Genomic DNA, 11,142 nt, shown 5'->3' with positions numbered 1-11,142 from the left:
GGTCAGATCCGCACGCCTTCGGCCGCGCCCCAGGTGCGACGCCATTGGCCCTTGACGAGCGTCAGCGCGACGAGCGCCGCGACCGCGAGTCCGGCGAAGATATAAAATCCGGGTGCGAAGCTGCCCGTCCACTGCTTGGCGAAGCCGAGCGAGGAGGCGAGATAGAAGCCGCCGACCCCGCCCGCCATGCCGACGAGTCCTGTCATCACGCCGATCTCTGCCGAAAAGCGCTGCGGAACGAGCTGGAACACCGAGCCATTGCCCGTGCCGAGCGCGAGCATCGCGACCACGAACAGTCCGAGCGCGGCCGGCAGGCTGTCCGCCTGCGGCACCCCGGCGAGCGCCAGTGCCGCGACGACGAACACCATCATCAGCGCCTTGACCCCGCCAATGCGGTCGGCGAGCGCGCCGCCGAAGGGGCGCACGAGCGACCCGGCAAATACGCAGCCCGCAGTGCAATAGCCCGCAAGCACCGGCGTCAAATCGAACTGGTCGGTGAAATAGATGGTGAGCGATGCGGCGAGGCCGACGAAGCCGCCGAAAGTCACCGAATAAAAGGCCATCAGCCACCAGGCATCGGCGCTTTTGAGCGGCTGGAAATAGTCGACCAGCTTCTTGGGCGCGGGCGCATTCGGCGCATCCTTCGCCATGAAGAGATAGAGGACGAAGACGATCGACAGCGGGATGCAGGCGAGGCCGAGCACGGCATTCCAGCCGAACAGCTTGGCGAGACCCGGAGCGAAGAGCGCGGCGAGCACCGTGCCCGAATTGCCCATGCCGGCAAGCCCCATCGCCTTGCCCTGATGTTCGGGCGGATACCAGCGGCTCGCGAGCGGCAGCGCGATCGCGAAACTCGCCCCGGCAAAGCCGAGGATAACGCCCAGCGCGAGTGTGCCCTCGAAGCTGTTCACGCCGGCGACCCATGCGGTGAACAGGCCAGCTATGACGATCGCCTGACTGATCGCGCCCGAACGCTTCGGCCCGATGCGATCGACAAGCAGGCCGTTGACGACGCGCAGCAGCGCCCCCGCGAGCGTGGGAACTGCGACCATCAGCCCCTTTTGCGCCGGGGTCAGCCCCAATGTTTCGGAAATTTGCGGCGCGAGCGGGCCGAGCACCACCCACACCATGAAGGCGAGATCGAAATAGAGAAAGGCGGCAATCAGCGTGGGCAAATGCCCGCTCGACCAAAAGCTCGTCTTTCCACCCGCTGCACTATCACCCGTGTTTGCCATCGTCCGTCCCCTTGTGTGACGGGCAATAAAAAAGCCGCCAGGACGGCGGCCATGCGGGCGCATCCTGACGGCTTCATTGCCTGTGGGATAACGGGGAAAAGGCTCCCCGTCCGCCTGCGGTCCGGCCCCGGCGCTGGAGCCTCTTCCGCCTTATCCTGCCCCGGCAGCCCTGCCGAGTGCGATTAACCTGCCTGATTCGCGTGTTCGCCGCAAGCGGTTATTTCGCAGGTGCAGCATAAAATTCGAGACGGGGAATTTGTCAGGGCAATTCCGAAAGATAGCTTTCGATATCGTCCGGATCGAAGGCGCGGCCGTCGAAAAAGCGGTCGCTGCCGAGCATCAACCGCCCCTGCACCGACCCCGCACCGGTGGGGCCTTCGAGGCCTCCTTCGAGCTTCGAACTCGCACCCGGAAGCGGCGCGGCGGAGCCCGCAAGCGCGGCGCGATAAAGGTCGGGCCGGAACACGTCGGTCGCCGTCGCGGCGTCGCGCGGCGAATAGGAAAGCCCGTCCCAGCGCGTCATCTGCGAGTAGAGCCAGGCCGCCTGGCTGCGCCAGGGGAAGTTCGCCGCCTCGCGGTACTGGAACATGAAATCGGGATAGTGAAGGGGATTGCCGCCGGGAACGATGCGGATACGGTCGGTGATCGCGCGCAGCACCGCGTCCTTCGGCGCGTCGAGATATTCGCTCCGTGCGAGGATCGCGGCGCATTCCTCGGCGGCCTCGGGATCGACGAAATGCGCCGCCGCCTTGTGGAGCGCGCGGATCAGCGCGAGCACGGCATCGCGGCGATCGTCGGCGATCGCCGTCCGCATCGCGAGCACCTTTTCGACGCCGCGCCGCCAGATTTGCGCAGTGGCGAGTGCAATATGGCCGACACCGCGGTCGACAGCGATCGAGTTCCACGGCTCGCCGACGCAGATGCCGTCGACCTCGCCCGCCGCGAGTGCGTCGGCGGCAAAGGGCGGGCTGGTGACGACGATCTCGACATCCTCATCGGGACGGATGCCGACGCCCGCGAGCCAATAGCGCAGCATATAATTATGGCTCGAATAGCGGTGGACGACGCCGAAGCGCAGCGGCCGCGCCGGCTTTCTCGCGACGGCGATCGAGCGCAGCGCGGCACCGATCGCCGCCGGGTCGCCCAACGTGGCTCCCAGTCCGACTTCCTTTGCCAGCGTGGTCGAAAAGGTCACGGCATTGCCATTGAGTCCGAGGACAAAGGGGACGGCGAGCTCGACCGGCGGCCGATCGCGGCCCAAGGCTGTCGCTATGGCGAGCGGTGCAATCAGATGCGCTGCGTCGGTGTGACCATAGAGCAGCCGGTCGCGCACCGTCGCCCATGTCATATCGCGCACCGGCTGGACCTCGACACCTGCTTCGGCTGCAAAGCCCAGCTCGTGCGCAAGGATTGGCAGCGCTGCATCGACGAGCGGAAGGAAGCCGATACGGAAAGTTTCGCGGCTCACGGCTGGTCCCCCATCAATTCTTCGCTCGTGATGATCGCCTCGGCGATTTCGGCGATCCGGCGGTTTGTGCGCATCGCCTGCCCGCGCAGCAGCGCATAGGCCGCCGGCTCGTCGATCTGGCGGCGCTTCATCAAAATGGCCTTGGCGCGGTCGATCGCCGTACGGTCGGCGAGCGCGCCCTTTGCCTCGTCCAGCTCGCGCTGAAGGCGCGAAAAGGCCTGAAAACGGCGCACCGCCAGATCGACGACGGGCTTGATCCGTTGCTTCGACAGCCCGTCGACGACATAGGCCGACACGCCCGCATCGATCGCTGCGCCGGTCGCCTCGGCATCGCTCTGATCGACGAACATCGCGATCGGCTTTGCGAGCGCGCGCGACACGGTAAAGAAATCCTCGAGTTGGTCGCGGCTTGGATTTTCGAGATTGATCAGCACGACCTCGGGGGCTGCCGCTTCGATCTGTGCGGCGAGGGGGCCTGCGGGCTCGATGATCACCAGATCGTCGAGCCCCGCTTCGCGCAGGCCGTCGGATATGACGGCTGCTCGTCCTGCGCTGGTGTCGATAATCGCGATCCTCATGATCGGGCCTTTACGCTGCAGCGCACAAATCGACCAGTAGGTTTCTCTCCAAAGTGCCGGTTCAAGAGCGAATGCATGATGTTGCGTAATTATCTTACGCGTTGGGGCGCAGAGAATGCGGCTGTGCGTTCGTCAGCCCCGCGTTCCGTCAGCCTTGCATCACAGGTCGCGCGGCGACTTGGCGTCCGATTGGCTTCGGCTGCCTGTTCGCGCGTCAGAAGAGCCCGGGAAGCTCGCGCTGGGCGACGCTGGGTTTTTCCGGAACCAACATTTCGGGTTGGCGCACGGGCGTCGCAGAGCGTGCCGACGCGGCTCCCGCCTCGGCTCCTGCAATCCGCGCCGCGCACCCGCGACCGGCGAGGAAGTCGATCGCCGTGCTTACCGACGCTTCGCGCGGGTCGCCGAGCGGGAACGACATATCGTCGGCTGCGGCGCAGTTGTTCGCAATCTTGGGCGCCAGCCCGTCATAATAGTCGCCCTGACCGGCCCCGTTCGCGGTCGCAAAAGCGACGACGCGCATCCGGTCGTCGCACTCGGCCTTGTCGAGCGCAATCTGCCCAACCGGCTTGCCATAGGTATTGGCGCCGACCAGCGTCATGTTGGTGCCCAGCCACGGCAGCATCCCGTTGATGACGAGTTCGCTCGCCGACGCGGTCGAACCGGTACCGATGAAGGCGATGCGTGTCGGCGCGATCGATTCGGGCTGCACGGTAAAGAAGTGCCGATCATTCTCCGCCGATTTCGACGAGCGGAAGACCGTTTGCGAGAAAATCTCGGACGATGTGCGGTTGCGGCCGATCAAATCGCCCATCAGTTCGGCGGTCGAAACCAGCCCGCCGCCATTATAGCGGAAATCGATGATGACGTCGGTCACGCCCTGCGCGCGGAAATCGGCAAAGGCGGTGCGAAGCTGCGCATTGGCCGAGGTGATAAAGGTGCGCAGGTTGAGATAGCCGTAGTTGCGTCCGCCATCGCTGATGATCTTGGCGCCATAGCGGTCGGAAACGGGGTCGAGCGAATAGTTGGCCTTGGTCACCGTCACGTCGCGCGTGCCGCTTGCGTCGCTGATGCGCAACACGCGCGCGACGCCGGGGTCGCTCGGGCCGAGCGCGGCGGTGATGCCGGCGGTGCCTTCGGTTGCGACGATGTTGGCGATCGTGCGCAAATTGCTGCTGTTCGTCCCGATCGCGAGGATGCGCGTGCCGCGGTCGATCCCTGCGGCAAAGGCGGGGGCGTTTTCGTAAGCTTCGGCGATGACCACCTGCTGCGTGCCCGCATCATAGGAGAGGCGCACGCCAAAACCGGCGCTCGATCCGCTCGCATAATAGGCATTTTCTTCGGCGATAGAGGTAATGTAGGTGAAATAGCGGTCCTTGCCCAATGCGCGCGCGGGCGCGACGAGCGCGTCGATATAGGCCTGGACATTGGCGTAGCTCGCCGGATTGACGCTGCTCGCGACATCGCCGGGGAACAGATACCATTCGTCGATTACCGCCTTGGCAAAGCTCTGGCGCGCCGAAAGCGAGCAATTGGCAGTCGGCGTGGGCGTCGGTGTTGGCGTCGGTGCGGCGCCGATCGGGCCGCTGCCGCCGCCTCCATTGCCGCCTCCCCCGCACGATGCGAGCATCAGCGCCGCAAGCGAAACGGCCGTCACCGATTGCCTGTATCGATTCAAAGGCATTCTCCCGGTTCCCCCCAACATACGCGAGCCGACATAAATCGGCGATGAATTGCGCGCGTCACCGTTCGCCGTCCTCGGGCGTGCCGCGTCCCTTGAAGCCTTGCGCAATCACATAAAGCTCGGGCGATCCCTTGCGGCTCGCCGGCGGCTTCGCATGTTTGACGGTCGCGAAATTCGTCTTGAGCAACGCCAGCAGTTCGCGGTCGGCGCCGCCCGCGAAGACCTTGGCGACAAAGGCGCCGCCGGGCTGCAGCGTCTGCACCGCGAAATCGGCGGCGGTTTCGGCGAGCGCAATCGTGCGGAGGTGGTCGGTTTGCGGGTGGCCGACCGTGTTCGCCGCCATGTCCGATACGACAAGGTCGGGCGCGCTGCCGAGCGCATCGATCAGCGCATCCGGGGCCGCATCGTCCATGAAATCCATTTCGAGGATCGCGACCCCCTCGATCGGCTCGCATGCCAGCAGGTCGATACCGGCGACGCGGGCGCGCGGGTTGGTCTTGCGCACGACCTGCGACCAGCCGCCGGGCGTGATGCCAAGGTCGACGACCGCTCGCGCCTTTTTCAGAAAGCCGAATTTCTCGTCGAGTTCGATCAGCTTGTACGCGGCGCGCGAGCGATAGCCTTCGGCCTGCGCGCGTCGCACATAGGGATCGTTGAGCTGGCGTTGCAGCCAGCGCGTCGACGATGCGGTGCGTCGCCGCGCGGTCTTGACGCGCTCGTGCAGACCACCGCGACCGCTGGCGCCGCCACTTCCCCCTTTGCGCTGACTCATTTGCGGAACTCGCGCCGCGTCACGGGGATGTCGCGGCCCTGTCGCGCGAGCGTGCGCAAGATGCCTTCGCGAATGCCGCGGTCGGCAACGCCGACGCGCGCCGCGGGCCACAGGTCGATGATGCTTTCGAGGATCGCGCAGCCCGCGACGACCAGATCGGCGCGTTCGCGTCCGATGCATGCGATCTCGGCGCGGTCGGCAAGGCTCGCCTCGGCCAGACGGCGGCTGATCCCGCGCATCGCTTCGGCGGGAACCGCGAGGCCATCGACCGCGCGGCGGTCGTAGCGCGGCAGGTCGAGGAAAACGCTGGCAAGCGTCGTCACCGTCCCGCTGGTGCCCAGGAGGCGCAGCGGTTGCCCGGCAAAGCGTTCGGCGCGCCCGGCGAAATCGGCAAAGGCGCTGCGCGTCACCTCCCGCATCCGGGCATAGCTTGCCTGCCGTGCGGCGAGGCTGTCTTCGGTCAGCGGGCTATATTCGGTCAGCGAAACGACGCCCCACGGGACGCTGATCCAGTCGCGGATGTCGACATCATTGTCGGAAATATCGACGTGCATCAATTCGGTCGATCCCCCGCCAATGTCGAAAATCAGCGCCGGGCCGTCTCCGGGCTCCATCAGATTGTGGCAGCCGAGCGCCGCGAGGCGCGCTTCCTCGGCCGCCGAGATGATGTCGAGCGCGATTCCCGTCTCGCGCTTGACGCGTTCGGCAAGTTCGGCGCCGTTCGACGCGCGGCGGCACGCTTCGGTCGCAACCGCGCGCGACAGGGTAACGTGGCGGCGACGCAACTTGTCGGCGCAGATCGACAGCGCGGCGACCGTGCGATCCATCGCTGCTTCGCTGATTCGGCCGCTATGGTGCAATCCCTCGCCCAGGCGCACGATACGCGAAAAAGCATCGATGACGACAAGTTCGCCGTCCTGCGGTCGGGCGATGAGGAGGCGGCAATTGTTGGTGCCGAGATCGATGGCGGCATAGGTCCGCGGCCGGTCGAAAGGCAGGGGGCGCGTGCCCGCACCCGTCCTGATCCGTCCTTTTGCCGCCGACCCGGGCCGCGGCGGTCGCCCCGATGGCGCTGCCATTTGCCGCATGGCTATTCTAACCTGTCCAATCACGCGCCCGCGCGAAGCCGCGAGCGTGCACTTGCCGCCAGCCTAGGCCTCGCCGCGCGCGAAGGCAAGCCCGGCTCCCGGCGGGCCGAAGCGACGCAAAAACCCCGCCCGGTGCGGGACCGGACGGGGGCAAGGGACTACAGAAATTTATTGGGGGTCGGGTCTGCGCTTAGCGGCGGCAGCCGTCATTCCCCTTGTCGATCGCGCGGCCCGCGATGGCGCCGACGGCGCCGCCGATGATCGTGCCGACGGTCTTGTCGCCGCGGCCTGCGATCTCGTGACCGGCAAGGCCGCCCGCGATCGCGCCGATGATGGTGCCGCCCGTGCCATTGTCGCACTGGCGATAGTGGCGGCGGTCGCCACGATAATAGCGACGGTCGCTCCGGTAATCGCGGCGGTCATAGCGGCGATTGTCGCGACGGTCATAGCGACGGTCGTCGCGGTCGTAGCCGCTGTAATAGGTGTCATAGCCGCCGTTGTAATAGCCGTGCTGGGCTGCGGCAGGGGTTGCGACGCCGAGTGCCGAAACCGACATCAGGGCGGCGAGGGGGAGGGTCAGTTTCTTGATCATTGTCATACTCCAGCTTCGTCGGTGTGCCCTTTATGGGGCGGGGTTGGGTCGTTGATGGTCTTTTGCCCGATTCGTTTTGAGCGAACCCTGAACGCCGCGGTTGGCTGGCGTTCAGATTGGCGTGCGCTTGCGACTTGCGCAGCGGGGGCATCGCGCCCTATCGCGGCGCCGATGCGCCGCATTCTGCTCGCCGCCCTCCTTTTCCTTCTCCTCGGCCCCGTCCCGTGGAGCGCGCAGCGTCGGGTCCAGATGATCGAGAGCGATTTGGCGAAGGCCGTACCGCTTGCCGCCCCGCGCGCTGCGGCCGGCGCTCTCCGCTATGTCCGCGGCTGGCGCCTCGAAAGCCGCGACAGCCGCTTCGGCGGCTTTTCGGCGTTGGCCGAAGTGGCGCCGCGGCAGTTTCTGGCGGTCGCCGACAATGGCCGCTGGGTGCGGATCGATCTGCGCGGCGACAAGCCGCGCCTGGACCTTGGCGGCCTTCCCGACATGGGTGACGAACGACGCAGCAAGGGGCTCCGCGATGTCGAGGCGATGGCAACCGATCCTTACGGCGACCGGGTCTGGCTCGCGCTCGAAGGCGATCATCAGCTATGGCGGCTCGACAAGGGGCTTGGCCGCATCGCGGCGCGGCGTCGGCTTCCGTCGGAAAACTGGGGCGCAAATCGCGGCGCCGAGGCGATGGCGCGGCTTCCCGACGGACGCTTCATAATATTTGCCGAGAGCCGCGCAGGCGGCGGAGCGACCGAGGCGCTGCTTTATGCGGGCGATCCCGTCGAAGGCGGTATGCCGCTACGCTTTCGATACGATGCCGAAGGCAAGGGCGCGGTCGCCGATGCCGCCGCGCTTCCCGACGGGCGAATCCTGCTCGTTCACCGCAAGCTCGGCTGGAACCCCGTGTTCACGACGATCGTCGCGGTCGCCGACCCCGCCGCAATCCGAGCCGACAGCATCTTGCGCTCGCGCGCGGTCGGAACGGTCCCGGCGGCGATTGCCGACAATTATGAAGGCGCCGCCGTCACCGAGGCGTCGGGGCGCACCTATCTGTGGCTTGTGTCCGACGATAATTTCCAGCGCTGGCAACGCAGCCTGCTCGTGCAGTTCGAACTCGTCGGCCTGTCATCCGGACAGCAAAAAGGCGGCGCCGTTTCCGGGCCGCCTTGATGCAGTTCAGCGGAGGCTGGGCTTAGGCGGCCTTTTCGGCCAGCTTCTTTGCCACTTCCTTCTTCAGCTTGCGGGCATTGGTCGAAAGCTGATCGTCGCCGGCCTTCATCAGCCAGTTGTCGAGGCCGCCATTATGCTCGACCGAGCGCAGGCCGTGCGTCGACACGCGCAGCTTGACGCCCTTGCCGAGCGCGTCCGACAGCAGCGTCACATTCTGCAGGTTCGGCAGGAAAGTGCGCTTCGTCTTGTTGTTGGCGTGGCTGACGTTGTGGCCAACCTGGCGGCCCTTGCCGGTCAGTTCGCAAATGCGCGACATTGTCTTCGTCCTCACAAAATCTGGGCGGCGCGCCGGTTGGCGCGGAAAGCGCCGAAAAGACCGGTTGGGCCGGGAAAGGCGCGCGCTTACCGGCTTGCAGGAGATTCGTCAAGCGCATAGGCCGTCATCATGGCCTCCTTCCCGCTGCCCTCCCATATGCGCCGCGCGCTCGATCTGGCGCGGATTGCCGCCGAATGGGGCGAGGTGCCCGTCGGCGCGGTGATCGTCAAGGACGGCGTGATCGTTGCCGAAGGGCATAATGCCCCGCGCGAATCGCACGACCCGACCGCGCATGCCGAAATCGTCGCGATGCGCCGCGCCGCTGCCAGGCTCGGCAACGAGCGGCTCGATGGCTGCGACCTTTATGTCACGCTCGAACCCTGCGCGATGTGTGCAGGCGCCATTGCCCATGCACGGATCGCGCGGCTTTATTATGGCGCCGACGATCCCAAGGGCGGCGCGGTCGCGCACGGCCCGCGCCTTTTCGCGCAGCCGACGATCCACCACCGGCCGGAAATTTTCGACGGCATCGGCGCGGGCGAGGCGGCGGCGCTGCTGAGGGATTTTTTTGCCGCACGGCGGTGAGTATGGCGCGGTCCGGTTTGGGGGTGTTAGCGGACTTTACCTGTATACTGTTACACTTAATATAGCACGGCCTGTTGGAGCATAATCTCGTGTCTACCCTTCTTGCAATCGGCCTCGCCTCTTCAGTGCCCCTGATCGACGTTCACCGTCATGCCGGATGGCCGGACAGCGATGGCGATGCAGTGCAACGCGGGCAACTGGAGGAGCTTGAGAGGAACGAGGTCGAAGTGGCCGTTGTGGCCGTCACGAACGAGGCAGACGTCGAGCGCTGGCAGCGCAAAGGCATCATCGTCGGCACCTGGATTGTCTGCCCGCGCAACCAAGGCGAGCCTCGCTACCACTGCTTCCCGGATAACGAGGGTTGGGCGGACCCCGTTTGGCTGGAGGAAGAACTCGCGGCCGGAAGAGTTCATGCCTTCCACGAACTCACTCCAAGCTATTCTGGCATTTCGCCTGCCAATCCGCGTCTGGAGCAGTATTGGGCGCTTGCGGAAGCATACGACGTGCCTGTAGGCGTCCACACGCAGAGGGGTCCTCCGCCGGGAGCAAGGAACAGTATCCGATCCGAACCTGACTGCTGCCCAAATTACGATCCGGAGATGGGTAATCCGGCACTCCTTCGACCGGTTCTTGCGAGACATCCGGACCTTCGCATCTGGCTGCAACACGTTGGCGCGGGACGTGGAGACCACCAGGCGTTCTGGCCGGAAACGCTGGCTCTCCTGAACGACTATCCGAACGTGTATGTGGATCTGTCGATTACGAACGGAGCAATGCCACTCGAAGAGTACGAGGCAACGCTGCGAAGGTTGATCGATGAAGGCTTCGGCGACAGGATCATGTTCGGAAGCGACAATCTACCAATCGGCCCCATCCTCCAGCGGATCGAGGGCTTCACGTGGCTGGATGACAATCAAAAGCAGGCAATGCTGCACGGCAACGCCACGAAGTTCTTTCGATTGACCGAGTAAGTCCGCAATCGGTCCATTTCAGACATTCGTCATCCCGGACCTGATCCGGGATCCACGGCCGCGCTGAAATCATGGACCCCGGGTCAAGTCCGGGGTGACGACGAACCGGGATTGCGACTTTTGGTGCGAAGCAGCCTTTAAAGCTCGCCGCCCAGCGCGCCATATTTTGCCTCGAAGCCCGCCTTGTCGCCGCGTGCGAGATAGCCTGCCTGGTCGACCAGATTGTCGCGCGCGATGCGGCCAGTGAACGCGCCGAGTTGATCGTCGATGCGCGCGATGTCGGCGTCGGTCCAGTCGGCGATCTGCTGGAAGCGCGTCACGCCCATGCCCGCCAGCATCGCCGCGAGCTTGGGGCCGACGCCCTTCAGCAGCTGGAGATTGTCGGCGCCCGCAGCCGGTGCAGCGGTCGGTGCCTCGGGAACGGGGGCGGCTGCGGGGGGCGGGGGAGGCGGCGGTGCGGCGGGTTGCGGTTGCGGCTCGACGGGTTTGAAGCGCGCGGGTTCGGCGGCCACGATCTCGGGCCGGGCGGGTTCGAGCGGCTTGCGCGGCTCGGCGGGCGGCGCGACCGGCGGCGCGGCGCTGTCCGCCTTGCCGCGTCCGCGCAACCACCACAGCAAAAGGAGCGCGACAACGACGCCGACCGCCGCGATGATCCAGTTTTCCTGAAGCCAAGTCATGATCTATCTCCCTGCCTT

At 65.7% G+C, this 11,142-nt stretch carries 12 protein-coding genes; 3 read left to right on the top strand and 9 right to left on the bottom strand.

The window, feature by feature from the left end:
* Window positions 1-2: 2 nt before the first annotated feature.
* From JI743_RS10995 to JI743_RS10965, 7 genes are all read right to left on the bottom strand, one after another.
* Window positions 3-1,235, bottom strand: coding sequence for a nitrate/nitrite transporter (locus tag JI743_RS10995; protein ID WP_201928349.1), 1,233 nt, complete (start codon window positions 1,233-1,235; stop codon window positions 3-5).
* A gap of 259 nt (window positions 1,236-1,494) precedes the next feature.
* Entirely contained in the window at window positions 1,495-2,703 is a 1,209-nt protein-coding gene (locus JI743_RS10990) for a CmpA/NrtA family ABC transporter substrate-binding protein (protein WP_201928348.1), read from the bottom strand.
* Window positions 2,700-3,281 carry an ANTAR domain-containing response regulator gene (locus JI743_RS10985; RefSeq protein ID WP_201928347.1) on the bottom strand — a complete coding sequence of 194 codons (582 nt, stop codon included), beginning with the start codon at window positions 3,279-3,281 and terminating at the stop codon, window positions 2,700-2,702. Before JI743_RS10985 ends, JI743_RS10990 begins: the two co-directional genes overlap by 4 nt.
* Window positions 3,282-3,495: 214 nt before the next feature.
* Window positions 3,496-4,962: a S41 family peptidase gene (locus tag JI743_RS10980; RefSeq protein WP_201928346.1), complete on the bottom strand. Its 1,467-nt coding sequence runs from the start codon at window positions 4,960-4,962 to the stop codon at window positions 3,496-3,498.
* A gap of 58 nt (window positions 4,963-5,020) precedes the next feature.
* Window positions 5,021-5,734: an RlmE family RNA methyltransferase gene (locus JI743_RS10975; RefSeq protein WP_201928345.1), complete on the bottom strand. Its 714-nt coding sequence runs from the start codon at window positions 5,732-5,734 to the stop codon at window positions 5,021-5,023.
* The gene (locus JI743_RS10970; RefSeq protein WP_201928344.1) at window positions 5,731-6,822 is read right to left on the bottom strand and encodes a Ppx/GppA phosphatase family protein; all 1,092 of its coding nucleotides are present in this window, start codon (window positions 6,820-6,822) and stop codon (window positions 5,731-5,733) included. Before JI743_RS10970 ends, JI743_RS10975 begins: the two co-directional genes overlap by 4 nt.
* Window positions 6,823-7,012: 190 nt before the next feature.
* Window positions 7,013-7,414, bottom strand: coding sequence for a glycine zipper 2TM domain-containing protein (locus JI743_RS10965; protein WP_201928343.1), 402 nt, complete (start codon window positions 7,412-7,414; stop codon window positions 7,013-7,015).
* A gap of 171 nt (window positions 7,415-7,585) precedes the next feature.
* Between JI743_RS10965 and JI743_RS10960 the strand changes: the two genes are divergently transcribed.
* On the top strand, window positions 7,586-8,575 hold the full coding sequence (locus JI743_RS10960) for an esterase-like activity of phytase family protein (RefSeq protein ID WP_201928342.1): 990 nt from the start codon (window positions 7,586-7,588) through the stop codon (window positions 8,573-8,575).
* Between the two features lie 22 nt (window positions 8,576-8,597).
* Here the strand turns inward: JI743_RS10960 and rpmB are convergent, their stop codons facing one another.
* Window positions 8,598-8,891: a 50S ribosomal protein L28 gene (gene rpmB, locus JI743_RS10955; protein ID WP_201928341.1), complete on the bottom strand. Its 294-nt coding sequence runs from the start codon at window positions 8,889-8,891 to the stop codon at window positions 8,598-8,600.
* 129 nt (window positions 8,892-9,020) lie between these two features.
* Here rpmB and tadA point away from each other — a divergent pair, with 129 nt between their 5' ends.
* Window positions 9,021-9,476, top strand: coding sequence for a tRNA adenosine(34) deaminase TadA (tadA, locus tag JI743_RS10950; protein WP_201928340.1), 456 nt, complete (start codon window positions 9,021-9,023; stop codon window positions 9,474-9,476).
* Window positions 9,477-9,601: 125 nt separating this feature from the next.
* Window positions 9,602-10,447: an amidohydrolase family protein gene (locus tag JI743_RS10945; RefSeq protein WP_330902563.1), complete on the top strand. Its 846-nt coding sequence runs from the start codon at window positions 9,602-9,604 to the stop codon at window positions 10,445-10,447.
* A gap of 137 nt (window positions 10,448-10,584) precedes the next feature.
* Here JI743_RS10945 and JI743_RS10940 read toward each other — a convergent pair whose 3' ends face one another.
* Complete coding sequence (locus JI743_RS10940; protein WP_201928338.1) at window positions 10,585-11,124, bottom strand: helix-hairpin-helix domain-containing protein; 540 nt, start codon at window positions 11,122-11,124, stop codon at window positions 10,585-10,587.
* Window positions 11,125-11,142: the final 18 nt, after the last annotated feature.

It is taken from the genome of Sphingopyxis jiangsuensis, from assembly GCF_016734905.1.
Classification (GTDB): Bacteria; Pseudomonadota; Alphaproteobacteria; order Sphingomonadales; family Sphingomonadaceae; genus Sphingopyxis; species Sphingopyxis jiangsuensis.
Note: the sequence above shows the minus strand (reverse complement) of the source record. Positions and strands in the feature narration are given on the sequence as shown.